Source organism: Candidatus Levibacter sp. Uisw_134_01 (genome assembly GCF_047717795.1).
Classification (GTDB): Bacteria; Pseudomonadota; Alphaproteobacteria; order Puniceispirillales; family Marisalimonadaceae; genus Marisalimonas.
In genome coordinates this window covers 226,007-251,603 of record NZ_CP159808.1, presented here as the reverse complement: position 1 = coordinate 251,603, position 25,597 = coordinate 226,007, and the positions used below count along the sequence as shown (strand labels likewise).

39 protein-coding genes and 1 tRNA gene are annotated in these 25,597 nt (G+C 27.8%); 29 read left to right on the top strand and 11 right to left on the bottom strand.

Annotated features, from left to right (window positions below):
* Positions 1–42: 42 nt before the first annotated feature.
* The 4 genes from yidD to gpt form a co-directional block, all read right to left on the bottom strand.
* Positions 43–267 carry a membrane protein insertion efficiency factor YidD gene (gene yidD / locus ABXT66_RS01375; protein WP_443643878.1) on the bottom strand — a complete coding sequence of 75 codons (225 nt, stop codon included), beginning with the start codon at positions 265–267 and terminating at the stop codon, positions 43–45.
* A complete protein-coding gene (locus ABXT66_RS01370; RefSeq protein ID WP_443643877.1) occupies positions 264–605 on the bottom strand; it encodes a ribonuclease P protein component in 342 nt (113 codons plus the stop codon). The genes yidD and ABXT66_RS01370 overlap by 4 nt, the downstream gene beginning before the upstream one ends.
* Positions 606–662: 57 nt before the next feature.
* Complete coding sequence (gene rpmH, locus ABXT66_RS01365) at positions 663–797, bottom strand: 50S ribosomal protein L34 (protein WP_443643876.1); 135 nt, start codon at positions 795–797, stop codon at positions 663–665.
* Between the two features lie 82 nt (positions 798–879).
* A complete protein-coding gene (gene gpt / locus ABXT66_RS01360; RefSeq protein WP_443643875.1) occupies positions 880–1,371 on the bottom strand; it encodes a xanthine phosphoribosyltransferase in 492 nt (163 codons plus the stop codon).
* Positions 1,372–1,487: 116 nt separating this feature from the next.
* Between gpt and ABXT66_RS01355 the strand changes: the two genes are divergently transcribed.
* Positions 1,488–1,564, top strand: a tRNA-Arg gene (locus ABXT66_RS01355).
* A gap of 360 nt (positions 1,565–1,924) precedes the next feature.
* Here the strand turns inward: ABXT66_RS01355 and ABXT66_RS01350 are convergent.
* Both ABXT66_RS01350 and ABXT66_RS01345 read right to left on the bottom strand, forming a co-directional pair.
* Positions 1,925–3,082, bottom strand: a complete 1,158-nt coding sequence (locus tag ABXT66_RS01350) for a DUF1501 domain-containing protein (protein WP_443643874.1) — start codon at positions 3,080–3,082, stop codon at positions 1,925–1,927.
* Positions 3,079–5,136, bottom strand: a complete 2,058-nt coding sequence (locus ABXT66_RS01345) for a DUF1800 family protein (protein WP_443643873.1) — start codon at positions 5,134–5,136, stop codon at positions 3,079–3,081. The genes ABXT66_RS01350 and ABXT66_RS01345 overlap by 4 nt, the downstream gene beginning before the upstream one ends.
* Before the next feature lie 309 nt (positions 5,137–5,445).
* Here ABXT66_RS01345 and ABXT66_RS01340 point away from each other — a divergent pair, with 309 nt between their 5' ends.
* From ABXT66_RS01340 to ABXT66_RS01285, 12 genes are all read left to right on the top strand, one after another.
* Entirely contained in the window at positions 5,446–6,081 is a 636-nt protein-coding gene (locus tag ABXT66_RS01340) for a pyridoxamine 5'-phosphate oxidase (RefSeq protein WP_443643872.1), read from the top strand.
* Positions 6,082–6,376: 295 nt separating this feature from the next.
* Entirely contained in the window at positions 6,377–6,658 is a 282-nt protein-coding gene (locus tag ABXT66_RS01335) for a hypothetical protein (RefSeq protein WP_443643871.1), read from the top strand.
* Between the two features lie 52 nt (positions 6,659–6,710).
* Positions 6,711–6,968 carry a hypothetical protein gene (locus tag ABXT66_RS01330; protein ID WP_443643870.1) on the top strand — a complete coding sequence of 86 codons (258 nt, stop codon included), beginning with the start codon at positions 6,711–6,713 and terminating at the stop codon, positions 6,966–6,968.
* A 69-nt stretch (positions 6,969–7,037) separates the two neighbouring features.
* Positions 7,038–7,400: a DsrE family protein gene (locus ABXT66_RS01325; protein ID WP_443643869.1), complete on the top strand. Its 363-nt coding sequence runs from the start codon at positions 7,038–7,040 to the stop codon at positions 7,398–7,400.
* A gap of 306 nt (positions 7,401–7,706) precedes the next feature.
* On the top strand, positions 7,707–8,339 hold the full coding sequence (locus ABXT66_RS01320; RefSeq protein ID WP_443643868.1) for a glutathione S-transferase N-terminal domain-containing protein: 633 nt from the start codon (positions 7,707–7,709) through the stop codon (positions 8,337–8,339).
* A 171-nt stretch (positions 8,340–8,510) separates the two neighbouring features.
* Positions 8,511–8,873, top strand: a complete 363-nt coding sequence (locus tag ABXT66_RS01315; RefSeq protein ID WP_443643867.1) for a cupin domain-containing protein — start codon at positions 8,511–8,513, stop codon at positions 8,871–8,873.
* A gap of 2 nt (positions 8,874–8,875) precedes the next feature.
* Positions 8,876–9,469, top strand: coding sequence for a hypothetical protein (locus ABXT66_RS01310; protein ID WP_443643866.1), 594 nt, complete (start codon positions 8,876–8,878; stop codon positions 9,467–9,469).
* 59 nt (positions 9,470–9,528) lie between these two features.
* Positions 9,529–9,873 carry a DUF2784 family protein gene (locus ABXT66_RS01305; RefSeq protein ID WP_443644708.1) on the top strand — a complete coding sequence of 115 codons (345 nt, stop codon included), beginning with the start codon at positions 9,529–9,531 and terminating at the stop codon, positions 9,871–9,873.
* 152 nt (positions 9,874–10,025) lie between these two features.
* Complete coding sequence (locus ABXT66_RS01300; RefSeq protein WP_443643865.1) at positions 10,026–10,370, top strand: hypothetical protein; 345 nt, start codon at positions 10,026–10,028, stop codon at positions 10,368–10,370.
* An 18-nt stretch (positions 10,371–10,388) separates the two neighbouring features.
* The gene (locus ABXT66_RS01295; RefSeq protein ID WP_443643864.1) at positions 10,389–10,664 is read left to right on the top strand and encodes a hypothetical protein; all 276 of its coding nucleotides are present in this window, start codon (positions 10,389–10,391) and stop codon (positions 10,662–10,664) included.
* A gap of 507 nt (positions 10,665–11,171) precedes the next feature.
* Positions 11,172–12,221 carry a D-alanine--D-alanine ligase gene (locus tag ABXT66_RS01290; protein WP_443643863.1) on the top strand — a complete coding sequence of 350 codons (1,050 nt, stop codon included), beginning with the start codon at positions 11,172–11,174 and terminating at the stop codon, positions 12,219–12,221.
* Between the two features lie 212 nt (positions 12,222–12,433).
* Positions 12,434–12,640 carry a hypothetical protein gene (locus tag ABXT66_RS01285; protein ID WP_443643862.1) on the top strand — a complete coding sequence of 69 codons (207 nt, stop codon included), beginning with the start codon at positions 12,434–12,436 and terminating at the stop codon, positions 12,638–12,640.
* Positions 12,641–12,717: 77 nt separating this feature from the next.
* Here ABXT66_RS01285 and ABXT66_RS01280 read toward each other — a convergent pair whose 3' ends face one another.
* Positions 12,718–12,993, bottom strand: coding sequence for a hypothetical protein (locus ABXT66_RS01280; RefSeq protein WP_443643861.1), 276 nt, complete (start codon positions 12,991–12,993; stop codon positions 12,718–12,720).
* Positions 12,994–13,341: 348 nt separating this feature from the next.
* Between ABXT66_RS01280 and ABXT66_RS01275 the strand changes: the two genes are divergently transcribed.
* The 3 genes from ABXT66_RS01275 (at position 13,342) to ABXT66_RS01265 (ending at position 15,173) form a co-directional block, all read left to right on the top strand.
* The gene (locus ABXT66_RS01275; RefSeq protein ID WP_443643860.1) at positions 13,342–14,340 is read left to right on the top strand and encodes a hypothetical protein; all 999 of its coding nucleotides are present in this window, start codon (positions 13,342–13,344) and stop codon (positions 14,338–14,340) included.
* A 165-nt stretch (positions 14,341–14,505) separates the two neighbouring features.
* The gene (locus tag ABXT66_RS01270; protein ID WP_443643859.1) at positions 14,506–14,673 is read left to right on the top strand and encodes a hypothetical protein; all 168 of its coding nucleotides are present in this window, start codon (positions 14,506–14,508) and stop codon (positions 14,671–14,673) included.
* A 77-nt stretch (positions 14,674–14,750) separates the two neighbouring features.
* A complete protein-coding gene (locus ABXT66_RS01265) occupies positions 14,751–15,173 on the top strand; it encodes a DUF4174 domain-containing protein (protein ID WP_443643858.1) in 423 nt (140 codons plus the stop codon).
* Between the two features lie 677 nt (positions 15,174–15,850).
* Here the strand turns inward: ABXT66_RS01265 and ABXT66_RS01260 are convergent.
* Entirely contained in the window at positions 15,851–16,402 is a 552-nt protein-coding gene (locus ABXT66_RS01260; protein WP_443643857.1) for an SOS response-associated peptidase, read from the bottom strand.
* Positions 16,403–16,477: 75 nt separating this feature from the next.
* On the bottom strand, positions 16,478–16,828 hold the full coding sequence (locus ABXT66_RS01255) for a hypothetical protein (RefSeq protein WP_443643856.1): 351 nt from the start codon (positions 16,826–16,828) through the stop codon (positions 16,478–16,480).
* A gap of 461 nt (positions 16,829–17,289) precedes the next feature.
* On the opposite strand from ABXT66_RS01255, the gene ABXT66_RS01250 reads away from it, so the two are divergent.
* The 5 genes from ABXT66_RS01250 to ABXT66_RS01230 all read left to right on the top strand — a co-directional run bounded on the left by ABXT66_RS01250 (position 17,290) and on the right by ABXT66_RS01230 (position 19,378).
* Entirely contained in the window at positions 17,290–17,505 is a 216-nt protein-coding gene (locus ABXT66_RS01250; protein ID WP_443644707.1) for a CPXCG motif-containing cysteine-rich protein, read from the top strand.
* Between the two features lie 77 nt (positions 17,506–17,582).
* Entirely contained in the window at positions 17,583–18,131 is a 549-nt protein-coding gene (gene purN, locus ABXT66_RS01245; protein WP_443643855.1) for a phosphoribosylglycinamide formyltransferase, read from the top strand.
* 71 nt (positions 18,132–18,202) lie between these two features.
* Entirely contained in the window at positions 18,203–18,403 is a 201-nt protein-coding gene (locus ABXT66_RS01240) for a hypothetical protein (protein WP_443643854.1), read from the top strand.
* Between the two features lie 94 nt (positions 18,404–18,497).
* Positions 18,498–19,175 (top strand): zinc metallopeptidase, encoded by a 678-nt coding sequence (locus ABXT66_RS01235; RefSeq protein WP_443643853.1) that lies wholly within the window; start codon positions 18,498–18,500, stop codon positions 19,173–19,175.
* A gap of 8 nt (positions 19,176–19,183) precedes the next feature.
* Positions 19,184–19,378, top strand: a complete 195-nt coding sequence (locus ABXT66_RS01230; protein ID WP_443643852.1) for a hypothetical protein — start codon at positions 19,184–19,186, stop codon at positions 19,376–19,378.
* Between the two features lie 32 nt (positions 19,379–19,410).
* Here the strand turns inward: ABXT66_RS01230 and ABXT66_RS01225 are convergent, their stop codons facing one another.
* Positions 19,411–19,953 carry a CIA30 family protein gene (locus tag ABXT66_RS01225; protein WP_443643851.1) on the bottom strand — a complete coding sequence of 181 codons (543 nt, stop codon included), beginning with the start codon at positions 19,951–19,953 and terminating at the stop codon, positions 19,411–19,413.
* A gap of 161 nt (positions 19,954–20,114) precedes the next feature.
* On the opposite strand from ABXT66_RS01225, the gene ABXT66_RS01220 reads away from it, so the two are divergent.
* The 3 genes from ABXT66_RS01220 (at position 20,115) to ABXT66_RS01210 (ending at position 20,964) form a co-directional block, all read left to right on the top strand.
* A complete protein-coding gene (locus ABXT66_RS01220) occupies positions 20,115–20,282 on the top strand; it encodes a hypothetical protein (RefSeq protein WP_443643850.1) in 168 nt (55 codons plus the stop codon).
* A gap of 96 nt (positions 20,283–20,378) precedes the next feature.
* Positions 20,379–20,546 (top strand): hypothetical protein, encoded by a 168-nt coding sequence (locus ABXT66_RS01215; protein ID WP_443643849.1) that lies wholly within the window; start codon positions 20,379–20,381, stop codon positions 20,544–20,546.
* A gap of 34 nt (positions 20,547–20,580) precedes the next feature.
* Positions 20,581–20,964, top strand: coding sequence for an MAPEG family protein (locus tag ABXT66_RS01210; RefSeq protein WP_443643848.1), 384 nt, complete (start codon positions 20,581–20,583; stop codon positions 20,962–20,964).
* Between the two features lie 25 nt (positions 20,965–20,989).
* On the opposite strand, the gene ABXT66_RS01205 is transcribed toward ABXT66_RS01210, so the two are convergent.
* Complete coding sequence (locus ABXT66_RS01205; protein WP_443643847.1) at positions 20,990–21,286, bottom strand: hypothetical protein; 297 nt, start codon at positions 21,284–21,286, stop codon at positions 20,990–20,992.
* Positions 21,287–21,441: 155 nt separating this feature from the next.
* Here ABXT66_RS01205 and ABXT66_RS01200 point away from each other — a divergent pair, with 155 nt between their 5' ends.
* The 5 genes from ABXT66_RS01200 to ABXT66_RS01180 all read left to right on the top strand — a co-directional run bounded on the left by ABXT66_RS01200 (position 21,442) and on the right by ABXT66_RS01180 (position 25,597).
* Entirely contained in the window at positions 21,442–22,416 is a 975-nt protein-coding gene (locus ABXT66_RS01200) for a quinone oxidoreductase family protein (RefSeq protein WP_443643846.1), read from the top strand.
* A gap of 39 nt (positions 22,417–22,455) precedes the next feature.
* Positions 22,456–23,343 (top strand): sulfurtransferase, encoded by an 888-nt coding sequence (locus ABXT66_RS01195; RefSeq protein WP_443643845.1) that lies wholly within the window; start codon positions 22,456–22,458, stop codon positions 23,341–23,343.
* A gap of 38 nt (positions 23,344–23,381) precedes the next feature.
* Positions 23,382–23,966 carry a class I SAM-dependent methyltransferase gene (locus ABXT66_RS01190; RefSeq protein ID WP_443643844.1) on the top strand — a complete coding sequence of 195 codons (585 nt, stop codon included), beginning with the start codon at positions 23,382–23,384 and terminating at the stop codon, positions 23,964–23,966.
* Between the two features lie 90 nt (positions 23,967–24,056).
* Positions 24,057–25,259: a hypothetical protein gene (locus ABXT66_RS01185; protein WP_443643843.1), complete on the top strand. Its 1,203-nt coding sequence runs from the start codon at positions 24,057–24,059 to the stop codon at positions 25,257–25,259.
* Positions 25,253–25,597 carry a Rap1a/Tai family immunity protein gene (locus tag ABXT66_RS01180; RefSeq protein ID WP_443643842.1) on the top strand — a complete coding sequence of 115 codons (345 nt, stop codon included), beginning with the start codon at positions 25,253–25,255 and terminating at the stop codon, positions 25,595–25,597. Before ABXT66_RS01185 ends, ABXT66_RS01180 begins: the two co-directional genes overlap by 7 nt.

Below are 25,597 nucleotides of genomic sequence, written 5' to 3'. Positions count from 1 at the left end.
TACCTTAAAGAAGCAATTTTTTAAAGAAATGAAAAAATTAAATTATTTGATTGGATCATAACCACCTTTTCCCCAAGGGTGACATTTCAGTATTCTTTTCAAACCTAGCCAACAGCCCTTAACCAAACCAAATTTTAGAATAGAATCTTTAGTATACTCTGAACAAGTAGGTAAAAACCTGCAATTATTACCTAAAAGAGGTGAAAGCAAATATTTATAAATATCTATTAAATATATAATACATTTTGCACCAACATTTTTGATCATAGCTTATTCAAACATTGTTGCATCTCAGAATATAGATTTATAAAAAGTGCCTTATTTAAAGAAGATTTTGCAACCAATACATAACTACTTTTGTTATCAAAAAAATTTATATCTTCTTTGACAAACCTACTTACTAGAGCTCTCATTCTTCTTTTTGCCCTGTTTCTAGTAACGGCATTCCCAATTTTTTTTGTAGCAGTAAAGCCAAATTTTAGATTTAAATCTATGCTGTCTGAATTAGTATATTTTTGAATAATGAAGTTTTTGCTATAAATTTTTTTTGCAAACTTATTGGATAAGACAAAATCTTTCCTGTGTTTTAAAGTTTGCAGTTTCATTTTACCAGCCTATGATTAATTTAACTAAATAAAATAAATATTTTTAAAGAATATTAACTAAGCTGAAAGCTTTTTTCTACCTTTAGATCTTCGGCTACGAATAACATTTCTACCACCAACAGTAGACATTCTACTTCTATATCCATGCCTTCTTTTTCTAACTAAATTACTAGGTTGAAATGTACGTTTCATTTTAATTCTGTATTTAAATACAGCCTTCTTATTTTTATTTGTTTTAGCTTTTTAGACACATTGCACTCGTTAGTCAATATCATTATTTTTTTGTACGCTCAGATATTGTAGGAGCTGGTTTCATTTCCATATCCCATGGAAAATATATCCAAGTATCTTGAGACACTTCAGTAATAAATGTATCTACTTGTTCTCTACCACTGGGCTTAGCATAAACAGTGGCATAATGAGCATTAGGCAAGGTTAATCTTATAGCCTTAATTGTTTCTCCCGTATCAACAAGGTCATCTACAATGAGCCATTCTTGACCATCATCTGCAATATTTGCATGTTTTAATACGTTAACATCACCTTTGGTTTTTTGATTATATGAAAGAACACATACAGTATCAATCAACCTTATATCAAGTTCTCTTGCTACTATTGCAGCTGGCACAAGACCACCTCTTGTAACGGCAATGATACCTTTGTAAGGTTTCATTTCTGACAAACGCCAGGCCAAGGCTTTACTATTTCTGTGTAACTCTTCCCAAGATACTGGAAAGGATTTATCATAAATATTATTATTACTCATATTACTCTTCAATTAATCTAATTATTTTAATACACTATAATTTACTAATTTATAATATTTATTTTCTTACTTGATAATCTTTATTTATATAGATAACTATAACATTGTTTTAATGTGCGCTCGTAGCTCAGCTGGATAGAGCACTAGACTACGAATCTAGGGGTCAGGAGTTCGAATCTTCTCGAGCGCACCATCTTTTTTTATAACTCATTGATATTTATGTATTATTTTTAAAAACAGTATAGCTGTAGACAAGGTTGTATACCAAACTGTATACCAAAATGAGTATGATTTTGTATTTTATTAAAATGTTTAAGGCATTAGCTCTATGAATAGCTAATGCCTTTAGGAGGTTTATAAATGAAAAACATTTTTCTTTTATATTTATAATTATATGGAGAATTTAGTTCTAAATTTGTAAATAAAAAGGTTAATTCAAGGCAAGGCTATTAAACAACCGAGAACCAAGAACCAATGCCCATCTACGACAGTACTATGGGTAGTGGAAAGTTGTCTTTTATTAGCTTTAATTGTTTCCTTTTGTTTCTTTTATCTAAATAATATCCGTATTTTTAAATTTAGAAAAAGGGTTATCTTTTATATTGAAATGATTGCTTAATACAAATTCATACAGAGACCTATAATCAATTTTATAATTAATGTTATTATTCCATAATTTACTTAAATCATCATATTGACCTATAATACCGCCATTAATGCTTCCACCTAATACAAAATGGGGAGCTGACATCCCATGGTCAGTACCTCTAGATCCATTTTCATTAGCTCTTCTTCCAAATTCAGAATAAGTCATAATTAAAGTATCTTTCCAGACACCAATATCCTTGAGGGCATTAATTGTAGATGAAAGCGAAGTATCTAAATCCCTTAATAAATTTCTATGAGTGTTTGGCTGATTATTATGTGTATCAAAGCTTCCAAGTGCAACTTTATAAACTGGAATATATATTTCAGAAGCAATTAAATTACATACATTAGATAATTGTCTGCCTAATTGCCCCCCTGTAAAAGAATATTTATTTTTAACTTTGTTAAACTTATCACTTAATTTTATTAATAGATTTGAGTTTTCTTTTCTTTTGTTTAATATTTCATTCAATAATCCAAAATTTTTTCTAGTATCAACTGGCACAACTGTATCCCTAACTTCAATTTCTTCTGGTTTTATCCCTAAAGAATTAGGTCCTAAAAAACCATCAAAACCACCTCTAAAGATTGAATTTGAATTATCTAAAAACATACCTTTGGCATCAGTGTCTAACGTTTTAGAGTATTTATTTAAAGAATTGATTAACCAGCCATCACGAAATTGTTTTTTACCATCTCCCCCAGTTTCCCAAATATCAATAGATCTGAAATGTGACAAAATTGCATGAGGATATCCCATATTTTGAATTATTTTTACATTTCCTTCTTCGTATTTTTTTGCAATATTTTTTAAACTAAAATGTAATCCATTATCTTTTGATATATTAAGAATTTTGTTTTTTTCTATTCCAATATTTGGCCTAAGGCGATAATAATATTTTTGATTTAATGGAATTACAGTATTAAGTCCATCATTTGCACCTTGAAGTTCAACTAAAATTAAGATCTTTCTATTTAATTTTGACCAAACAAGTGAAGGTAATCCAGAGAATAGAAAGGTGTAGCCTGCTAACGATAAAAACTCTCTTCTTCCTTGAATCATTTTAATTGATATCCTTCGTGACTTAAAATATTTATGTAATCTTCATTTTCAATATTCAAATCTAAATCAGGTAATAGTATATCAGATAACATTACATCATTATTATCAATGTTATTAAAATCATAATGAGTGTTAAATGTTTTGGACTTATGCATTTCATAATAATTAAGTCCATATTTTTCTATTCCACATTCAAATGTTTTTAATCCAGGTCTATACCCTGACATCATACCAGAAGGATAGGAAAATACTTTTGTTGGATTAAGTTGAGGATTGTAATTTAAAATATTTTTAACTTCATCAATTCTTTCTTTTAAAAAATTTTTAGCAGAGATATTTACCTGTAATCTGGTATAATATGCTTCTTTTTCAAGAACATGTTGCATAGATAAAAGCAGATGATATAAAAGTTTCTGACTTTGGCTACTCTGTTGCAGAAATCTATCTATTTTATGACCAGATGGGAAAGAGCTAGAAATACCTCTAGTTGCTCTGTAGTCTGAAGTCCAACTTTTATTCCAGTTGCTAATAATGTCTGGGTAACTATAACCATCATAAAATGTAAATTTATTTAGAGCTTTCCATTCACTTCTCCGGTTTTTATCTGTACCAAATTGAATTTCAATACCCTTCCACTTTTTTCCCATAAATTGTACGTTATAAAAGAATGTTTTTAAGTAAGCGTGTTCCCTAGTTGCAAAATCATTAGGAATATACCCTAATAAAATTGTCTCAACTGCAAATTCCTCTTTGCTAGTTTTGTCAAAGAAAACCTTTAAATCACTATTATATTTTTCATTATCTTTATCCTCAAATAATTTTTCCTTCATTATTTTTTTTTCTTTATTAAAAATATTTGAAAAAGAGTTTGATATAGTATTTATTCTTAAATTTAGTTTTTGTCCACTTAACCACTCTTTACCAACTGGCCACCCTGCGATATTTGGAGGGTTAAATAACTTTTGTCCTGTTAACTCCATTGATTGAATTAAATTATAATGATCTTTTACCTCTTTGCCAGAAACATTAAGAGTTCTAGCTGTTCCATAAAACAATTCTAGTGGTGATTTAACAAGTGATAATTTATTACTCCAAAAACTTTTAAGTTTAAGAACACCTCGCAACATTTCAGGGATTTCAAAATTATGATTTCTAAAATATGATACTAAAAAAGATAGTTCTTGAGGATTAGGTTTTTCTAAGCTTACATATTCTTTATAAAATTTTAATGCTATAAATTCCCCAAAAGATGGGTGGTTTTTTAAAATTTTAAAAAATTCTTCATCATCTTTATATTGTTTTCCAAATGCTGAATAAGTATTAGAAGATGTTTTGTATGGGTAAAACTTGAATTGCTCTGTAATATGGTTTATTGAATTTCCGGAAAGATGTCTTGCAAAATTTTTTATATCATTTTCGCTGTAATTACCTTCACCCAAACTAAATAATTCAAAAAATTCTCTAGCTAGATTTTCATTTGGGTTTTTAGCAATGCTTTTTTGATTATTCAAGTATACTATCATTGCAGGATCTTTAAGAATATTCTTAAGGAAACTTAAAAAATTTTTGTTAGTATTTTCTCTAATTATCTTTAAATGCGTAAAAAAAGAATGTTTTTGTTTATACATATTAAAATTAACTGAAAAATGATTAAGCCAGAAAATGGCTAACCTCTCATATTGAGGTGTTTTGCTTGATGCTAATTTTTCCAACCATGTTGTCTTCAGTGATAAAAGAAAGGATTGATCATCACAATTAATGCGATGAGCTTTTATTCCATCTTGCATAAAACTTGTTGGAATTGCTTCATTAGTCCACTTAGGCCATATAGTATTATCTTTATATTTAGTTAAGTTTAAAACAATGTCGTTTATAGCTTGCAGTCTTGTTTTACCTATATGTAATTTTATTCTATCAATTGGTGCTCCAATACCAATTCTTCTTTCTAGCCAAATTGCCTCTTTTTTTGTTATAATTTTTTCTAAGTGGCTATCATCAAAATTTTTTAAATCAAAAATTAGGTCTTTTCTCTCGTTAGGTTTTGAGGTTGTCATCGATTTACTAGATGTTATAATTCCGCCTTTAAAGGTGGTTTTAGCAAAGACGTAATTTAACGGATAAGTTAAAAAATTAATTATTAAAAATAAGTAAAGAAAATTTTTAATCACAATTTAGTTTTCCTAGTTTAATATTTCATCTCTAAAAAATTTTCAGAGTTTGTATTAAATCATTTGATTAATGATAATAAAGTCAAGCAAAAAATTCAAAGACTAACCTTATCATCTCTCCTAACCCATCCTTGAACCCCCGTCCATGCTCCATGGACCAGGGTCAATGGGCAGACCACCCCTTACCATTGACCAATGTCGATTAGGAAAAAATGCTTTTATCTATTGAATAATTCTAGTTTACAATCCAACAATTCAATTTTAAGTATTACATTAATGAATGATTTTCAAAAACTATATGATTTTTTGGACTTTGGCTGGGCACAGATTTCTCGAGGGAAAGCTGACAAAAAATGGCCCTCAAGACACCCTACCTTTGTGACATCAAGTGCGGATGGTTTCCCAAATGCTCGTACTTTAGTGATGAGACGGAGCGATAGGATAAATAACCAGATAGAGTTCCACACTGACACTGCCTCTTCAAAAATGTTGGTCCTCGAGGAGAACCCTCGTGCTGGAATTCACATTTGGCTGCCAAAAGTTCAATTACAAATTCAGATGGACGTTGTTGTTGAAGTCAAGGTTGGCGATATTACTATTCCATACTGGAGAAGTGTTCCAACTAACTCTAAGGTCGCTTATGGAACTATTCCTATTCCTGGCACAGCCATTGGAAGCCCCCTTGCCTATGAAAATGCCCCGGATCAGAAACGTTTCGCCGTTTTGTTATGTCATATACAATCAATTCAGTTACTGCTTTTAGGGGCTAAACATATTCGTGCTTATTACAAAAAGACGACTAATTGGCAAGGAGAATGGCTCTCTCCTTAAATTGTAACCTTAATAACTACAATACTATAGATTAATAATTTAACTATCGTATTCATTCAATTAATTATATTTTTTTCACGGACCAATACCTAATCTATAAACTACGATAGTATCCAGAGAGAAATATCACACGTTGGGAATTTTGAATTATCACCCTTTTAGTTTCATGTATTTTTTTGATTAAAAAATATGCAAATATCAAAATTATTATTAAAATATTTCAATTATTCTTGCAAATTCATGATTAAAGCTCCGTGATAATGGTTATTAGAATCAATACAATATGGAGATTTAAATGAAAGATTATATGGTAGCACACAAATTTAAAACAGAAGAATTAAGAGACCAATATTTTGAAATGTCTAAAGATATGACTGCTGATGACATACGTGCAAATATGAAAAATGAAAATGCTAGTTTTCAAATGAATTGGAATAATGAAAAAAATGACATGGTAATGTTTTGTTGGTGGAAAGCAAATTCTCCAGAAGCAATAGAAGAAACACTCGGAGAAATGGGTCAAATGTTTGTTAATGACATAAAAGAAATGGCAAATGTAATGGATGTGACTGATTAATTTTCTATAAACTTAATATTCAATTTAAATTAATAAATTTAGGAGTTATTTTATGGAAATGTTTGGGATAATAAAATTTACATGCAGTTATGATGAATGGAAATCAATTTATGACGGAGATATTCAGCTAAGAAAGCAATTTATGAAAGATTATATCATTGGAAAAGTTGATGAAAATACAGCTATGTTTAAAGCAACTATTACCGATCCAGCTAAAATGGGTGAGATAATGTCAAAAAGAATGGAAGAAATTGGACCAAAATTAGGATTAAACCACGATTTTTATAGAATTACTCCTATAGAAAACTAAATTACTGTTCTCTTCTTTTTTAGATTTGTAAGGATTTGTAATAAATAAGTTAATTGGAAAGGAAATGAGATGTCTAAAGTATTAGTCCATATCCATAGTGATCTACAATTTAAAAACAAAGTTACGTTAGGATTAATGGTTGCCCTTGCTGCTATAAAAAAAGATCATGAAGTTACTCTCTTCTTAGCAGCAGATGGGGTTCATATATTAAATTGTAAAAGTACTGGTCAAATAGTTGGACAAGGTACCGGAGATTTATATGAACACCTTCTTAATTTGAAGGAAACAAATGCCACTATATTAGTTTCTGGTATGTCCGCAAAGGCAAGAGGGTATGATGAATCGCTTTTAGAGGGGTATAATGCAGAATTTGCTATGCCTGACAAACTAATTGAACAGTCATTAGAGTCAGATAGCGTTCTCTGTTATTGAGTTACCTCTCGCAGAGAAGTAACCTTTGTTATTTAACCACTTTGCAATTTCATTCTATGATATTTCTTTTTCTAGAAGTTTAGATATGTTTTCATAAAGGAATGATTTATATTGTGAATTAAAAGGGTTTGGAGTAGAGAATTTCTAAATATGATTGCAAAACAGAATAATGCGTCTGACTTAAATCTTACGCACCCACTCCCTCAAGACTGACAACCAAAACCTAATCTATAAACCACGATAGTATTTAGAGAGAAATATCAATTACTCTTTACCTTAAGTGACTATTTTGAGTAGACTATAAGCATGAAACTAATCATTGCTACTCCTAGTCCATATGCACGCAAAGTAAGAGTAATATTACGTGAAAAAAATATAGACTTTGAAGAAATAATTGATGTTCCATGGAATACTGACACTTTAACTCTTGGGGTTAACCCATTAGGAAAAATACCAATACTTCTTCGCGATGGTTATGAACCATTGTTTGATAGCAAGGTAATTGTTCAATATTTAGATGGATATAAACCAAAACCTCTTTTTTATCCTAATGACTATTCGGAAAACATCTCAGCGCGGTTGGTTGAAACTGTTTCAGACGGCATATGTGATTCTATAGTTCTTATATTCCTTGAAAACTCAAGAAAAGAAATTTTAAGGAGTAAAACTTGGATTAAAAGACAAGAGAAAAAAATCTTTGAAGGAGTTCAATATCTTTCAAATAATCTTGATCAAAAACAATATTTTGTAGGTAACCATTTTAATATTGCAGATGTAAGTGGATTTACTTGTTTAGAATATCTTGATTTAAGATTTCCTAAATTTAAATGGAGAGATAAGTATAAAAATTTAGTGTCATATTGGAACATACATAAAGATAGACAATCATTTAAAGAAACTAAACCATATTCACAGATTATTGAACCTCTAGATGATTAAAGAGATGAAATATCATTATTGTTCTCAATGTAAAATTCTTGGTTAGGAAAATAAAATTCAGTTCTGCTTTCTTTTTTCCTAAATAAACCTAATCTATAAACCACGATAGTATCCAAAGAGAAATTTTAATTATTCTTTACCTTCACAAAGTATTTTGATTAAAATATATATATGACAAAGCATATTAACTTATATTCTAAATTTGATAAATTTGGAGATTATTGGTCTCCAAAAGTTATTGCTGAAATGAATGATTATCAATTTAAACTTGTAAAAATAAAAGGTGAATTTGTAAAACATAAACATTCTGATACTGATGAAGTGTTTATTGTATTAGAAGGTAAAATGAGCATTGAATTCAAAACTGAGACAATTGAAATCAAAAATGGTGAAATGATAGTTGTTCCAAAAGGAGTGGTACATAAGCCTTTTGCAGATGAAGAGTGCAAAGTAATGTTGGTAGAACCAAGAGGAGTTTTAAATACTGGTGACACTAAAGGAGATTTGACTGCTCCGAATGATCAATGGATTTAAAAGTGTTTCAATTTTATACAAAATTTTTACTGTTTTTAGGAATTACAATTTTCCTTTCTATCACTACATCTGTTGTTTCGGGCCAATCGGATTTTGATTTAGTAGAGATTAAGTTAATTGATAATCTAGATGATAAAAGAGGATTTTGTATCGACATAAAAGGATATAAATCTAGGGCAAAAATAGAGAGAGGACTGCAAGCACATACCTGTTACTCTTATCAAGGAGAAATTGCTATAGATCAAGGTTTAGATGCAAATAAGTTAAAGAAAAAAGAATTATTTTTCCCTAATTTTGATGTTTGTATACATCCATCTTCATATAATAATCCACTAATTTTAACCCTTATAAAATGTAAAAATTCACAAGAATTTATATTTGATAAAGATAATACTATTCGTTTAAAGAATAACAGTAATTTATGTTTAACAGTTGCAAAAGAAGAATCAAGAAAAGGTGGTGGCGGTTCACCTGTACATTTAATGAGAAATTTATCTATGCAAATATGTAATAACAAACATTCTGTTTATCAAAATTGGGTAATAAGATATTTTAAAAAAGGTAAGATTTTTAAAGAAAAACTTTCAAAGTTTTAATTTTATACTCTTAATTGAAGAAAAAAGGTAACAACATTGATCGCTGATATTGTGTTAGTATCTCATTTTACCATTGTTATTTTTATAACTTTCGGTTTTTTTTAATACCAATTGGATACAAGTTTAATTGGGATTGGGTTAAAAATTTAAAATTAAGAATATGTCATTGTGGAATGATGACTTTTGTTACTTTAGAGAGTTTATTGGGAATAACTTGCCCACTAACTTCATTTGAAAATAGTTTACGTGGGATTAATGAATCCACTTCGTTTATATCTTATTGGATCCATCAAATTATTTATTGGAATTTACCATCTCAATTTTTTATTATTTTATATTGTATTGTTCTAGTATGGACATTTTTATTATGGAAACTCTTTCCACCTATGATTAAAAAGTGCTAATTTGAATTCCCTTCCTCTCAAAACTAACAAAAAAAAACTAATCTATAAACCATGATAGTATTAAAAGAGAAATATGGATTGCTCTTTACCTTTCACAACTATTTTGATTAACTGGTTTATGATTTATTTAGTAAATAAAAAGGATTAATTTCATGTATGCTAGAACTATTAAGATAACGTTCAAAGATAAAATGTCTAAAGATATGTTTGTAAATTATACCGACACTAAAGCAGATGCTGAAGGCATTGGAAATGGAACTTTAATGAAATTTATTTTCAATAATTCTGATACATCTGCTACTCTTGTTTTAATTTTTCCAGATCACAAAACATTTATGAACGACCATAATAATGTGGCAGGACCAATAATTGATTCATTTAAAGAACAAGGTCTAAGACTTGAACTAAATGATGGTGAAATAATAGGATCAACAGCAATATCATCTCAATTTTTAAAAACATTAAAGAGTGAAGCAATTTTTTATGATACTAATTAGATGTTAATTAAATAAAGCATGGCCATCTCAATCAAAATATTATCAAATAGTGAATATGAAGTTACAGTCAACTCAAACACTACAACAACTCATATTGTTACTTTTTCAGATGAAGTTCATAAAAATCTTACTAATGAGCAAGTTACTAAAGAAGAACTTTTAGAGTTCAGTTTTAAGTTTCTTTTGGATAGAGAACCCAACACTTCAATTCTGTCATCTTTTGAATTAACAATTATTTCAAAATACTTTTCAGACTTTGAAATGAGTGTTAAAAAGTGGTGTAGTAACACTTAATATAATTAATGAATAGCTCGTTAGGCTCATAACCTGAAGGTCGTAGGTTCAAATCCTACCCCCACAATTAACTTATTAAATAATATTAATGACTTAGACAAGCATCAAAGACATCTATTTTTAGATTTTTTTATCTTTTAAGATCAAAAATAATTAGTTTCTTGATATAATTTAAATCTTGCAAAATTGTAATAAATAAAATCTAAAAAATGATCTTAGGAAAAGAAACAGATGACAAGTTGAAGCTCCCTTGGGGAATTTCTCTTGAGATATCTAGATATTTAGTTTGTAATGAATAGACATATGAAGTGGTGATGATTAGAAATCAGTTTTAAAACATTTATTAATATCTAATTATATAATTACGTGTTATCAACATACATTATTAGCTCAATTAAAAACTATAATATTATCTTATCTCACTTATTTTCTAAACCTTCAAATAGTAACTATTTAGTAGTTAAGTCTAAACCACTTTGAATGAACTATAATTCCAAAGGATTTATATTGGTAGCAAAATTAAAAACTCTTAAAAAATTAAATTTAAATATTAAATCTAATCAGAGGCATATATGTAAAGATTTACGCACAATTGAAATTTTAACAAATAATATAACTCTAAACTTCAAAGAAAATCATGACAGCATTGGAATTAACCTTGATACAAGTTTAATATTTAAAATATTGAGTAAAACTTTTGAAAATATAAAATTAACAAAAATTAAAAATGAATGTGATCTAAATAAACTGGTAAAAAGAAAGCCAAAATTAGTTTTTTCAGGAATTAAATATTTCCAATTTAAAACTAAAAAAATATGGTTAAATGAGTTTTTAGATATATATGGCATAAATTATATTAATTCAAAAAAATCTTCATATGATAATGTACATGACAAATCTTTTGCCAAAATTATTATGCAGAAAAATAATATAAATACTGCTGACTTTTTTACAGCAAAACCAAAAGAATATTTAAATGCTTTATCATTACCTATTAAGTTTCCTCTATTTATAAAACCTTTAAATGGTGGAGACAGTATTGGAATTGACCAAAACTCAATTGTTAGAAACTTTAAAGATTTTGAAAAAAAAGTCTTAGATATTGATTTAAATCAAAACTCAAGCTCCATTGCTGAAACATATTTATCAGGTAAAGAATATACTGTTGGTATAATTCAAGATGATCTATCTGAGAGCTTAATAGCAATGCCAATTGAAATTATTGTGAAAAAAAATTCAAATGGTAATCGTATTCTAGATTATAATATTAAAAAAAATGATTTAGAAAAAATTTGTATTATAAAAGATCCTATCATTTTCGAAAAAGTATCAGAACTAGCAAAATTTGCATTTCACTTATTAAAAGGACGTTTGTTTGGAAGAATAGATATTAAGATGGATGATAAAGGTATACCTAATTTTATTGAGGCAAATCTTATGCCTGGACTCCAAAAAGGTTACTTTTATAGATCTTGTTCTATGAATCTTAAAATAAATTATGAGCAAATGATTACAAAAATTTCACAAAATGCGTTAAATCACCCTCGTAAATATTAATTTTTGTATGTGTTAATTGTAGAACATAAAAAGTTGGTAAAAATTTATTTAACCCTAAATTGAGTATTCTTATTAGAATTAGATTAACTTGATCTTTCTCTTGTATTAAATATTTTATCCTATAGATGTAAGATATCACATTTATTTTATATTTAAGATCTCTAACATAAATATAATTAACAACAATATTTTTTAAGTACGAGATTAACTCAATGAAAACTGGCGATAAACTATATATGATTTCAAATCTAAATATTTGTGCTGAAATCATTAATGAGAAAGTAATGAATAACTTAACTCATTATAATATTATTATTCATAGAGGAACGTCTAAAAGTAGAAGCTGTTTAAGCAGAATAGCGTTAGAAACTTTTTATCAGAGTTCTCAAATTAAAAAAAAACCATTCTTTTATTATTAAATGCCAAATAATAGTAACCTCTTAAAATTTAAGTTCTAATTTATAATTAACTGTTTTCTTTTATTGCCTTGTTAGTATTAAACAAGTTTTGTTTTATTGTACTGTTCTTGTTCATTTAATTTTCTTACTTTTTTCTTGTCTAGTGATTTGATTACCGGCACATTTACTATGAGATGTTTTTTACTTTCAATAGCATTGCCAATAAGCTTTATATCGGCGAACTTAACTCTAAAATCTGTTAATACTTTTACAAGAATATCGATTGTTTCGTCATATTGTTCCTCTGTTATTTTCAAACCAGCATGACCTTTTCTTAATCTTTCATCATCAAATTCGCTTTCTGGCTTACCCATTGCAAAACTAACAAATTGTATCTGGTGAAGTAATAATTTTTACATGTCGACATTAATGAACATCTTCTTTGCCCACATACGGCTTAGTAAAATTTTATAAAATTTTTCTAGTATTAATTTAATAGTAGTAACACCACCATACTTATCAAATAAATTTTTTTTCACTATAACATCACCAATATTCATATTTAAATAATACCTTATAACTTAAAAAAAGATAATAATGAAAGTTTATGAATGCAGAGTTTTTATCTATATGAATAGGTATATTTAAAATTTAATTCCAAACTTAAAAATACAAAGATAAATCAAATTGATTATTCATGTTACTTATTATAAAATATAAAAATGATTGATCCATTTGGTGGCATTAAAGGAAAAGAATTAACGAACACCTCTGGTTTTTTTGTTGATAAAGAAGAAGCAATAAAAGAGGTTAATGTTTCAATTGGTATTCTAGAAAATAAAAATATTAAAAAGCCTACTTTTCTTGAAACATTAAGATCAAAAAAATCAAAAAATACAGAAATTCATAATAATGTATGGGATTATGTTCCAAATACAAATAATGAGTATGTCAATATACATATATTTTGGAGCAAAAAAGTAGTTAGGAGTAAAAACGGTGTTCCAATAAGAGCCCTGAAAGTTGCATTAGTAGGTTTAAAAGCTTTTTACAGACAAATTAATACTCTTAAACCTGATTTACAACATCCAGACATATTAGAATGTTACAAATTAAGTTTAGAAAACTATCAAAATTTACCCCCAATTGAGTCTTTTATTTCTTCAGAAAAACAGGATCTTTTGTTAGATCCCTTTGCTGGTGTTACTGGTGTAGATATATATAAGAAATATAATGATTTAAAAAAAGATAAAGATTTAACTTTAGAAGAAGTTAAATATTCAATAAATTTTATTGATCAACTTGAACTTCCTAAATCAAAAAGAGATAAGAAATTTATTACTAAAAAACCTAAGTTTGTTACTTTTACATTTCCTACCTCAGAAAGTTATTTAAACGTACATCTTTGGTGGGCTGGCCAAATTATACAAACAAGAAAAAATATAGAAATTGGGAGAACAAGATTAGCTTTAGCTTCTATTTCTAAATTTATTGAAAATATTGATGTTGAAACTCCTGACTTAGAAATTGAAGAAATAAAAGAAATGTATGAAATTACTAAGGTCAAACATGAACCAGGAAAATTAAAAACTTCAAGAATAGAATTAAAGCCAATATCTAAAGGTGGATTAAGTTATTGGTCTACTAAAACACACCGCTGGATTACTGGTAAATATGATGCAAAAAATAAAATTTTTAATCCACCTAAACAAAATTTATAAAACATTGAAAATCTAATAGATATTTATAGAAATTAACTTTCATGTTATAATTTCTTTATAAGAAAGATATAAAAATAATAATGATTGAAATTTATAAAAAATTTTTTTTTATGATAAGTTTAACAATAGTTTTTCTTCTGATTATTTATTCTATATGATTTTCTTATGAACACTAACCTTCCTTGTCCATATTGTAGTAGCCCAAAAGGATTTATCTATATCCAATCACATTATCAATGTTTAACTTGTAAGAGAGTTGTGGATGATTGTTGTGGTGGTGAAATAATTCAATGTAAAGTCTCAGCCAAAGATGATAAAACTGCCCAAAAGTAAACAAACCTATGTCTCTAGATTATTATTTTGCTTGTAATTTACTTCCCGCTTTGAAAAATATTGGGTACAGTAAAGCAATGATTAAAATATTATGTTTTTTATTAACTTTTTTAATATTTCCAACAATGAGTAATTCAAGCACAAAAATAAATTTAGAACATTATATCAATTCATTTTCATGGAACAAAAGAATAGTTCTTTTTATTTCAAAAGAAAAATATATTCATTTTATTAATGAAACTGATATTTTTTTTAAAAAAAATAGTTGTGAAAATAAAGCTCGAAACCTTAAATATATTAGAATAGTAGGCAATGAAATTAATAAATATGTTATTCCAAATAAATATAAAAACAAATATGGAATTTGGTTAATTGGTTATGATGGGCAAGTCAAATCATATTCAACAGATGTCTCATTATTAAAAGAGATTCATAATATCGTAGATACAATGCCAATAAGGAAAAGAGAGGCGACTAAAGAAAATGACAAATGTAAATAAAAATCATATCAATTTGAGGTAAAATGTATTTCAAAAATAATCATAAATGTGAAAACTGCAAACTTCCCTTTGATATTGTCTGGAATTGTAAGATAACAAGTGAGGATAAAGATTGGGTTTTACTTTGTTATAACTGTGTCAGATATTACAAACATTTAAATCGTTGGAGATTTAAAACACAACTTCAAAATATTAAAAGGTTCATATGGTGCAGATTAAATACAGCTAAAATCAAACTGCCTTTATATGAAATTAACTAATCCAATTTAATATAGTTGGAAAAATTAAGAAAATTCTACGCTGACTCATTTGTAAAATAATTTAACTATTTTCTTATTTGTTGCTTATTTATTTTTTCTTATCCAAATAGTGAGTTTACCAAAACACAACCAATTAAAAACAAAAATTAATGATAGTAATCCTAAATTAATTAAAAATATTTTTAATAAACCTTCACTATAAAATTTACTATATATTGATGAATTCCTATTTAACATAATTATAGACAAACCGATTACTATCGTAAATATTCCAAAACATAATACTCTACTTAATCTAAATAAAAAAATCTTCATCTTAAAATCTTAACTAAGATCAAATAAAAAAGAAACAGTATCTAAACTAAATATTAAAATAGTTTTGAAACAAAGTTATATAAGTTGAGCCATTCTCGTAACTTATAAAAAGTTTATTTTATTTATTAAAGATGGATTGTTATTTGAAGGGTTGTTGACCTCCTTGCTAACACAATGAAATTTAATGTCATTATTGGCATTACTATTAAGTATGTTTTCACCTTCAAGGTAATCACATATCTCATTATCTTCTAACAACAAAGGTTGACGATGATGAATATGACTAATTTTATCTGTAGAATTGCGAGTTAATATAAGGCATCCAATATTGTTGTATAAGCCTGCAAAATTATTTGATGAACAATAATGGTAATAAGGTATTTTTTCTTTTTCTTTTCTTTGCCATTCATACCAACCATTTTGGAAAATAATACATCTTTTAGCATTCTTAAACGATGGTTTGTCATTCATTGTCTCAGAACGACAATTAATAAGATTCATATCTTTTTTCCAGGATGGAGAATATGACCATTTCATTAACTTTGCGTCATTTTTAGTTTTAACAGGGACTAATTGAGATGGAGTAACATTATAAGAAGTCTCATATTTAAGACCAAAAGCATTTTTAGTAGAAACAACAAATCGACCACACATAACAATGCACAGACCTCATAATATTAATCTTTTTGTTACATATATAATATCGTCAATATTTTAACGCATTCGTCATCATTCATGCTCTCCTCCTTTATCATTAGGATCTAATTCTATTCTTTTTCCTTCATAATAAATGGCACGACTTCGACTTGGGGTATAATAACCACCAAAAATACTTGGTTTTCTTTTTGCAGTTTCAAAGGTAGCAACTGTGATTGCTATCGCCCCTAAAATAAAAATATGAGCAATAGTTGTTATTCCAAAGATCCACATACTGCTAAAATACATTGAAAACACAATACACCACATCCACGCTAAAATTTGCATAATCATGTGTCTGGTATTAGTATCTGGTATATTCTTTAATGGATTTTTATTATGGTTCATAATAAAATTCCAATTATCAACAATTGTTTTTTTCACATTTTCTCCTTTGCTATCAAGCAAAAAAATTAAATATTATTGTAGAAAGTATTTGGAAAAATTATTAAACAAGTAGGTCTTAATTTTTGAAAAGTTCCAAATTAAAATAAAAGTAATTAAAGCAAATATAAACATTGGTAAAAAATTAGATATAGAGCATACACACATAATATAATTCTAATTAATTTCAGTATAGTTTCAAGGTAAATTCTATATATTTCAAAAATAGAGAAGAGGTAGTTGATATCGTAATAAAGCCTAATGGTTTTAATCTAGAGGTTTAGAATAATTTTCATAAAACTTAGAGGATAACTTAAAACTATTTAATAAAAATTTATAAAAGTGTGTCTCATTTGTTATAGAGCATATTAATTATAGTTAGATTCAAAATCATATATAGATGCTCTTACATCTTGAAAATACCTTAGAAAACAAACTTAACAAAATGAAAGAAAAAATTGATGTCATTTTTAAAAGATAAAGATACTAATCACCAAATAATAACTTGTTACTTTTGTTTTGAAACTTTTGAGATAGATTTAGGTATAGATGAAACATTCAGTGGTAAAAATACTGAAATATTTGACTGTGAAATTTGTTGTAATCCTAATAAAGTAGATGCTGATATTTATGATGGAGAAGTCAGTTCATTAATCGTTAGTGATGGCAATGAGTAAGCACTTTTATTTATTTCATTTCATAAACAATTTACTAGAAGTAGGTTTTTAAATTTTAGCAGATTTGGATATTATTAATGAAATATAATATAGGTGTTCTTATAAGCGGCGATGGCTCTAACTTAAATGCAATAATTAACAATGGCATTAATGTAAAATTTGTTGTTTCAAACAATCAGAATGCTCGTGGTTTATTGATTGCCAAAAAAAATAATATTCCAGTATATACTTTTAAAAACTTATTAATTTTAGAAGCAGAGGTTTCTAAATTAATTTTACATTACAATACTGAACTTTTGGTCCTTGCTGGATTTATGAAAATCTTAAGTAGAAAATTTATTCATTCCTTACCTCATAATAGCATAATAAACTTACATCCATCATTATTACCTGCTTTTCAAGGTAAAAATGCTATAATACAGGCCCTAGATTACGGTGTTAAATACACTGGTATAACTATACACTATGTTGATGAAGGTATTGATACTGGAATGATCATAGATCAGAAAATTTTATCAATAAATAAAGATGACACTTTTAATACACTTCAAGCTCGTATAAAAATCATAGAACATAATCTATATCCACTTACTATTAAAAGACTACTTGATAAGAAAAGAAATTAAAAAATTATTATTAATGAGTGTTTTTTTGAATATAATTACGATGTGATAAAAAATATTAAGGACATAAAATTGTGAAAGATAATGAAATTGATAATGTGCACCCTGTAAGAAACTTTATAGATAAAAAAACTAAGAATACCTTTAAGCCATGGTTTCACGATAAAAACGACGACCCCAATAATAATTCAGAGGCTAAAAAGGCAATAATAAAGATAATAAAAATAATTGGGTTTTATGCTTTATTAGCATTTGTGATAAGTTATTTTATTTAACAGATTTGTAGTAGTTGAAAATTATTTTCTAATCACCACGTAAATATAATACTAACCAAACATAATCATTATCTGAGCTTATGACTTCTTAATCATGATCGTATATCTAATTATTTTTCTAATTCTCTCTACCGCTCCAGTTATCTGGTTAAACTACGTTTTTCATAAAAACGATCAAATATTAATTAATATGCCTTTTACTGGATTAGAGTTTGGTAAACTTATTCTAAAAGATTACGGACTTACTGAAGTTAAAATAGAAAAATCTCTATCTGTTGACCATTATGATCTTTTAGAAAAAAAAGTAAAAGTCACACAAGATCGACTTTCTAAAAAGAGCCTAACAGCCATATCAATAGTATGCCATGAAATTGGACACGCAATACAGCATAAAGAAAAGTACAAGGCACTTGAGCAACGAACATCTTTAGTTAGAAACACTGCTTGGATTTCTCAAATTGGAAGTAGTATATTGTTAATTGGGATACCTACAATTTTAGCTACTGGGTACTATCCATTAATTAAAGTATGTTTACTTTTGGCGTTACTATCTTTGTTAATTGGGATTATAGTTCATTTAATAACTTTGGAAGTAGAGTTAGACGCAAGCTTTAACAAAGCTCTTCCTATATTAATTGAAAAGGTTCCACCTGAATATCATGATTCATGCAAATCAATTTTGAGAGCTGCGGCATTTACTTATGTTATAGGCGTAGTTAGAAACTTTGTTTCTTTAAGATTTATTTGGCTGATGTTATCAAGAGTAAGATAAATAAGAATATGAAAAAAAAACTACAAAAATACATCATTACACTAATAGTAGATAATAAAGAGTGGAACAGTCAACCAATTGAAGGAAATATTGGTGATCTTCAAAATATAATTGATCAAGCTTTTGAACAACATAGGATCTCAAGGTTTTTTACAATAAGGCCTAAAAATGTTGAATTTAAAAGAGCCACTTTACTAAAATAAAATTGAGTATTAAAAATATTTTTTAGAAAATATTATTTTACAAATTCAATGCTTTTTATATTTAGATCTGCCTTATGATCTCTTCCAAATGCTACTATACCTATTGAGGTTATTTTCTCTGGAATTATATCTTTGGATATAAAAAAACTTGATCTTTTGAAATCTGCAATTGGTAAATTATAAGTTTGAAAATTTTTTTGAACCTTGAAACCTAACTGGTAATATTGCCAGGGCAAAAGAGTCCCTTTTGTTCTTAAATGTAAAAAATATTCTTGGTTATTTCCACTTGTATTTATTTTTATAGATTGAGCATTTTTTAAATTAACATCGGTTAATGATCTTCTTATTTGGATAAAACCACCATTATTTTTTGTGGAAACATTTCCTGAAATATAAGCTTGATTTTCATTATTTAATTTTGAGTAACTTACTTCTCCTGTAGATACTCCACCCATAACTTGATCTGAAATAAATTTCCAATTTTTGGAATTTTGAAAATCATCTTTAAAAATAATATCACCTAAAGATTGAGACATCATAAGACATAAAAAAACAATAACTTTAAAAATATACATAATAATCAGTAAAAAAATCTATGGCTAATGAAATACTTAATAAATTTATACTATATAATTTAGCATAATGTAAACATACTAGAAGTATCTATTATTGCTTGAGATGTTTTATTTAAAATATATAGTTGAATTCATTATCAACTACTTTTTTGGTCTAAATCATGAAAAAACAATTACTAGGATGGACTATTGTTGGAGTTTCCATACTGTGGGGCATATTAAGGGCTGCAGATCTAGCAGAACCTAATTTTGTTTTAAATTTTTTAGCAATTGGTGGTTTTTGCTTTGGTATTTATCTTACAAAAGATCCTTCTTCCGAAGAACAATGACTTAAGTATCTAAGTTAAAATTAACTTAAAAAGATTTGTAATTTATTTTTTAATATTTCAAGTAATTAAAAAAAATAAAATTTGAGGAAGAATTAAATGAAAAGAACATATCCAACTGAAATTGAACATACTGAGTGGATGAGAAGACAAAATTATTTTTTAGAAGAGCAAAATAAAACTCTAAAGAAAAAATTACTTGAATCAGAAGAATATATTAATATTCTAGTTGAAAAATTAAAAAGCTTTGAAAAAGGGAAAATTTAGTTAGCTTGATTAAATAAAAAATTTGGAGAGTTTGATGACTATTGAAATAATTGTATTACTAACATTGTTACTAATCTTAATGCAGATCTTTATTCCAGTAACCATTGATTTATTAATTACAAAGAAGTTAAATTTTTTATATTTATTTTCTTCTAGAGATGATGCAGCTGAAAGTTCATTGTTTTTTGATAGATCTCAAAGAGCTTTAAAAAATTTATTTCAAACACTTCCAATTTTTATTACTTTAGCTCTTTTATCAATAATCAAAGATATAGATATTTCATTCCTAGCTACATTATGGCTGGCTATGCGTTTTATTTATGTTCCTATTTACATCCTTGGTATTGATTACGTAAGGACTATAGTGTGGGCAGTCTCACTAATTTGTTTGATTATGATGGGTATCAGCTTCTTATAAAAGATACTATAAATTATCTATAAAACTATTCATTAGAATCTATTACTATTTCTCCGGTATAAACCACCTCTTTTGGTGATAGAGAATTTGGAATAGAATTATGCTTTGATAGATAAGAACGCACGTCTTTAACGTGCTTTTCATTGTCATACCGCCAAATACTAGTAACTTGATTTTTTAAAGATTGATTTTGAATCATAGTGAAATTAATTTTAAAACCATCTTTCTTAGAGGTTTCATCAATTTTCTGTGCCATTGCAATAAACATTTCTGCATGTTGTTCATTTTGAAATGTACGAACTGTAATACGAATAATTGACATAAAATAATTCCTTTATTTTTTTAATTATAATACTATTTCATCATCTATTTCTACAAATCAATTACATTAATATTATACTTCTACACATTTAGTACTTTATAACTTGTCCTATTTATGAAATGTTTTAAATCTAAAAAAGTTGTAATGAGGTGAAATTGGCTAAAGCAATTATATTAAAAGAATACGGAAAATCAGAAGTTTTAAAATTAGAAGATATTAAAGTTCAAAAACCACAAGAAAATGAAATATCAATAAAACAGACTGCAATTGGCGTTCATTTTCATGATGTTTATGTTAGATCAGGACTTTATAAAACTTTAAGTTTGCCCGGTATTCCTGGCTTAGAAGCGGCAGGTATTGTTGAAGAAGTTGGTAAAAAAGTAACTAATTTTAAACCAGGTGACAAAGTTGGATATATTACTAAAAACTATGGGGCATACACAAGTCATAGAAACTTAGATCATAAAATTGCAATAAAAATACCTAAAAATATTTCAGCTGAGTTAATAGCAACAAACTTTTCTAGAGCTATAACAGTTCAAATGCTTATGGAAGAGGTAACTAATGTAAAGGCAAATGACATCATCTTAATTACCGCTGTAACAGGCGGTGTAGGCAAAATTTTTTCTCAATGGGCTAAGTCTATTGGCGCCTTAGTCATTGGAAGTGTCAGTTCAAAAGAAAAAGCACTTTTAGCAAAATCATATGGTTGTGATTATACTTTAATTTATGACCAGCCAGATTTCATCTCTCAAATAATGGATATTACTGATGGAAAGGGTGTTGATAAAGTTTTTGATTCAGTTGGGAAGGATACTTTTGAAAACTCCATAAAAAGCATTCGTGCTTGTGGCCATTTGGTAAATTTTGGACAATCTTCTGGTCCAGTTGAGCCATTATTAATGTCTACTCTAGCGAGTAAATCTTTAACTGTTTCAAGACCAATTCTTTTTGATTATATTTCAAATTCAACTATTTATAAAAAAATGACAGATTCTGTTTTTAATGCTTTTGAAAATAATAAAATTATTATTCCAAAGTTAAGATCCTACAAACTTGAAGATGCTAATTTAGCTCATGACTTGTTAGAATCAAGACAAGGTGGAGGAAGTATATTTCTTAAACCATAAAATATATTATGTTAAATTATTTTTAATAGGAATTATCATATGAACGATGAAATTTTTTGGAAATACCCTGACGCAATTGTTAGCTGTGAATGGCTTAACAAAAATTTAAATAATCCAGATATAAGAATTTATGATTGCACTACTTATCTTCATTATAGAGATGAAGATCCATCACTTCCCTATATAGTTGAAAGCGGGAGAGAAAAATATGACTTAAGTCATATTCCAAATTCAAGTTTTTTGGACCTTCAACACCAATTATCTGATCAAGAAAGCCCTTATAGATTTACATTACCTAGTCTAGATATACTTGCAGATAGTTTTGAAAAATTAGGCGTGGGTGACCCTTTTCATATCATATTATATTCTAGAAATGGATCTCAATGGTCTGCTAGGTTATGGTGGATGCTACGTGCAGTCGGTTTTGATAAGGTCAGTATACTAGATGGAGGATTTAATGAATGGGAAAGATTGGGTTTTATTACTTCAAATATAAATTTTTCATTTCCTGCATCTAATTTAACATTTCTACCTAGAGATGATATTTTTGTTAACAAAGACATGGTAAAAGACGCTATAAATGATAATGGCACTAAAATTTTGAATTCATTAACTTCAGATATTCATTCTGGAAACAACCCTAGATATGGAAGACGTGGAAGAATACCAAATAGCTTAAATATTCCTTTTCATGAATTACTAGATTCTAAAAATGGGAAATTTAAAAATATCAAAGAATTGTCCAAATTATTTTTTGATAAAAATATATTTAAAAATCATAAAGTTCTTAATTACTGCGGGGGAGGAATTGCCGCATCTTTAGAGGCTTTTGTTTTATATCAATTAGGTTTTGAAGATATAATGATTTATGATAACTCTTTAAGTGAATGGGCAATAGATGAAAATTTACCAATTGAAAAAGATTAAAAATTCTAAAAAATGAATTTAAAATTTATAATAAAATAATGCTTAAATGTTCTTTTATTGAAGGTCCAATTTTACATAGATTAAAATATGGAAAAGGTCGAGGTCAGAATTTAGCAAAAGCAGTTGGGTTCAAATTTAATAAAAATAGAACCATTATAGATGCAACTGCTGGGTTAGGATATGATGCTTTTATCCTTGCTTCACTTGGGGCAAATGTAACATTAATTGAACGTTCAGAAAAAATATATGATCTTCTGAAAGCTGCTATTTCAGAAGCAAAATTATATGGTGGAGAAATAAGTAAAATAGTAAATAGGATGAATTTATTATTTGGAGATTCTAAAGATATTCTTCCTAATATTGCGCCTGAGGTTATATTAATTGACACTATGTATAAAGACAGAAAAAAATCAGCTTTAGTTAAAAATGATATGAGATTAGTAAGAGAGGTTGTAGGCTCAGATTCAGATCACGTTGAGTTGATTAATGTAGCATTAAATAATGCTTCAAAAAGAGTTGTTATTAAACAACCAAGATATGCAGAGACTTTAGATAACATTAAAGGTTGCTCCCATCAAATTTTAGGCAAAATAATAAGATATGATGTTTATGTAACAATATAACCTTTAACAAAATATTATTGCTGACGTATTATATGTATGGCTTTAATTACACTTAAAATATTAGTTATCATTTATTTGACTATGAGTATTATGACTGACTTTTCAGCTTATGCCACTTGTGCTGAAACTGATAATTGTGGATCTGATAGTGGCGCAGGAGGTGGGGATGTTTTTCCTGACATAACAACAGGGCAAGCAAATTTTAATACTGCTCATGGTTATCACGCAATGGGAACAGAAATTACAACTGGAGACGCCAATACTATTGTAGGTTATGAAGCAGGAAGATTGATTAATACAGGAAGTTATAATACAGCTGTAGGATCAGACAGTCTTGTTGCGCTTACTGATGGAAATAATAATACAGCAATTGGCTACAAAGCTGGCGCTACTAATGTAACGGGTTCTGGAAATGTATTTGTTGGTTATGAAGCTGGACCTGCGTCCGGCAATGTTTCTAATAAACTATATATTGATAACAGCAAAACTAATACACCATTAATTTATGGTGACTTTTCTAGTAATACCGTTTCAATTAATGATAATTTGGTAATAACTGGTTCATTCTCTGACGGCAACTATACATTTGATACAAATGGAAATGTCTCAGGCCTAGGCACTATAAATTCTGGTAACATTACAAGCACAGGTGATATTACTGCTAATGGTTCTTTGATAATTGGTAACGCAAATATTGTAGAAAGTGAATTAGAGACAATTGATGACGTGACCCCTGGGACTGTTACTGCCGGGAAAGCTGTAATAGTCGATGGAACGAGTAATATTAGCGGTTTCAACACACTAACTGCCAATACTATTCAAGCTAATACATTTATAGACAGTAACGGTGAAGGATTTTTATACAAAGACACAGCCAATGACATAGTTCATATTGGAACTAATTCTATGCTTTTTTACGATTCGTCTACATATGGAAAAGATATAATGGCTTCGTCAACAGGTCATGTGCAAATTGGAAAAAATGCCACAGATACAACAACCATTATGGGAGACCTTATAATACAAGAGCCCACTGATGCCAACCATGCCGCGACAAGAAGATACGCAGATAGAGTAAGTCTTATGGCAACTGCGCTTGACACAAGATTACCATTATATGGCAACAAGCATTCTCTTAACTTGAGTAGCGCATCTACTAATAATGAATTTGCTTTTGGATTAAACTTTGTTGGAATTTATGATGGATTTCATTTGCCAATGGATTTTTCTTTAGGCAGCGCTGTTTCTGGAGATTATAGTATGGGAAAATTTTCGTTAGGTATGTCATGGTAAAAAAATTTAGCATATTATTATTAATGTTTTTTATTTCAACTAAAACAAATGCAGCTTCAAATAATCTGTTTTTTACTACAGCTCAATTTATGACTTATTGTAAGAGTGAAAATTTGTACGAGCAAGGCATTTGTGATGGCTACATAATAGCTGTAAACGATGTCATTTATAGTTTAAAAAAAGAAAACACAAATATATGTATTCCTGAGAATATATCTATTAAAAATATTAGATTATCTATTATTAATTTTATTATTGATAACGCTCAACTCATGAGCTTTGAAGCTAATAAAGTAGTAGGTAATTTTTTTGTAAGCAACTTTAAATGTAAAAATTAA

Excerpts from the sequence above, each read along its gene's own strand:
- yidD (WP_443643878.1), bottom strand. The coding sequence starts at position 267 with ATGATCAAAAATGTTGGTGCAAAATGTATTATATATTTAATAGATATT.
- ABXT66_RS01370 (WP_443643877.1), bottom strand. The coding sequence starts at position 605 with ATGAAACTGCAAACTTTAAAACACAGGAAAGATTTTGTCTTATCCAAT.
- rpmH (WP_443643876.1), bottom strand. The coding sequence starts at position 797 with ATGAAACGTACATTTCAACCTAGTAATTTAGTTAGAAAAAGAAGGCAT.
- gpt (WP_443643875.1), bottom strand. The coding sequence starts at position 1,371 with ATGAGTAATAATAATATTTATGATAAATCCTTTCCAGTATCTTGGGAA.
- ABXT66_RS01350 (WP_443643874.1), bottom strand. The coding sequence starts at position 3,082 with ATGATTCAAGGAAGAAGAGAGTTTTTATCGTTAGCAGGCTACACCTTT.
- ABXT66_RS01345 (WP_443643873.1), bottom strand. The coding sequence starts at position 5,136 with ATGACAACCTCAAAACCTAACGAGAGAAAAGACCTAATTTTTGATTTA.
- ABXT66_RS01340 (WP_443643872.1), top strand. The coding sequence starts at position 5,446 with ATGTCGATTAGGAAAAAATGCTTTTATCTATTGAATAATTCTAGTTTA.
- ABXT66_RS01335 (WP_443643871.1), top strand. The coding sequence starts at position 6,377 with ATGAAAGATTATATGGTAGCACACAAATTTAAAACAGAAGAATTAAGA.
- ABXT66_RS01330 (WP_443643870.1), top strand. The coding sequence starts at position 6,711 with ATGGAAATGTTTGGGATAATAAAATTTACATGCAGTTATGATGAATGG.
- ABXT66_RS01325 (WP_443643869.1), top strand. The coding sequence starts at position 7,038 with ATGTCTAAAGTATTAGTCCATATCCATAGTGATCTACAATTTAAAAAC.
- ABXT66_RS01320 (WP_443643868.1), top strand. The coding sequence starts at position 7,707 with ATGAAACTAATCATTGCTACTCCTAGTCCATATGCACGCAAAGTAAGA.
- ABXT66_RS01315 (WP_443643867.1), top strand. The coding sequence starts at position 8,511 with ATGACAAAGCATATTAACTTATATTCTAAATTTGATAAATTTGGAGAT.
- ABXT66_RS01300 (WP_443643865.1), top strand. The coding sequence starts at position 10,026 with ATGTATGCTAGAACTATTAAGATAACGTTCAAAGATAAAATGTCTAAA.
- ABXT66_RS01295 (WP_443643864.1), top strand. The coding sequence starts at position 10,389 with ATGGCCATCTCAATCAAAATATTATCAAATAGTGAATATGAAGTTACA.
- ABXT66_RS01285 (WP_443643862.1), top strand. The coding sequence starts at position 12,434 with ATGAAAACTGGCGATAAACTATATATGATTTCAAATCTAAATATTTGT.
- ABXT66_RS01280 (WP_443643861.1), bottom strand. The coding sequence starts at position 12,993 with ATGGGTAAGCCAGAAAGCGAATTTGATGATGAAAGATTAAGAAAAGGT.
- ABXT66_RS01275 (WP_443643860.1), top strand. The coding sequence starts at position 13,342 with ATGATTGATCCATTTGGTGGCATTAAAGGAAAAGAATTAACGAACACC.
- ABXT66_RS01270 (WP_443643859.1), top strand. The coding sequence starts at position 14,506 with ATGAACACTAACCTTCCTTGTCCATATTGTAGTAGCCCAAAAGGATTT.
- ABXT66_RS01265 (WP_443643858.1), top strand. The coding sequence starts at position 14,751 with ATGATTAAAATATTATGTTTTTTATTAACTTTTTTAATATTTCCAACA.
- ABXT66_RS01260 (WP_443643857.1), bottom strand. The coding sequence starts at position 16,402 with ATGTGTGGTCGATTTGTTGTTTCTACTAAAAATGCTTTTGGTCTTAAA.
- ABXT66_RS01250 (WP_443644707.1), top strand. The coding sequence starts at position 17,290 with ATGTCATTTTTAAAAGATAAAGATACTAATCACCAAATAATAACTTGT.
- purN (WP_443643855.1), top strand. The coding sequence starts at position 17,583 with ATGAAATATAATATAGGTGTTCTTATAAGCGGCGATGGCTCTAACTTA.
- ABXT66_RS01235 (WP_443643853.1), top strand. The coding sequence starts at position 18,498 with ATGATCGTATATCTAATTATTTTTCTAATTCTCTCTACCGCTCCAGTT.
- ABXT66_RS01230 (WP_443643852.1), top strand. The coding sequence starts at position 19,184 with ATGAAAAAAAAACTACAAAAATACATCATTACACTAATAGTAGATAAT.
- ABXT66_RS01225 (WP_443643851.1), bottom strand. The coding sequence starts at position 19,953 with ATGTATATTTTTAAAGTTATTGTTTTTTTATGTCTTATGATGTCTCAA.
- ABXT66_RS01220 (WP_443643850.1), top strand. The coding sequence starts at position 20,115 with ATGAAAAAACAATTACTAGGATGGACTATTGTTGGAGTTTCCATACTG.
- ABXT66_RS01215 (WP_443643849.1), top strand. The coding sequence starts at position 20,379 with ATGAAAAGAACATATCCAACTGAAATTGAACATACTGAGTGGATGAGA.
- ABXT66_RS01210 (WP_443643848.1), top strand. The coding sequence starts at position 20,581 with ATGACTATTGAAATAATTGTATTACTAACATTGTTACTAATCTTAATG.
- ABXT66_RS01205 (WP_443643847.1), bottom strand. The coding sequence starts at position 21,286 with ATGTCAATTATTCGTATTACAGTTCGTACATTTCAAAATGAACAACAT.
- ABXT66_RS01195 (WP_443643845.1), top strand. The coding sequence starts at position 22,456 with ATGAACGATGAAATTTTTTGGAAATACCCTGACGCAATTGTTAGCTGT.
- ABXT66_RS01190 (WP_443643844.1), top strand. The coding sequence starts at position 23,382 with ATGCTTAAATGTTCTTTTATTGAAGGTCCAATTTTACATAGATTAAAA.
- ABXT66_RS01185 (WP_443643843.1), top strand. The coding sequence starts at position 24,057 with ATGACTGACTTTTCAGCTTATGCCACTTGTGCTGAAACTGATAATTGT.
- ABXT66_RS01180 (WP_443643842.1), top strand. The coding sequence starts at position 25,253 with ATGGTAAAAAAATTTAGCATATTATTATTAATGTTTTTTATTTCAACT.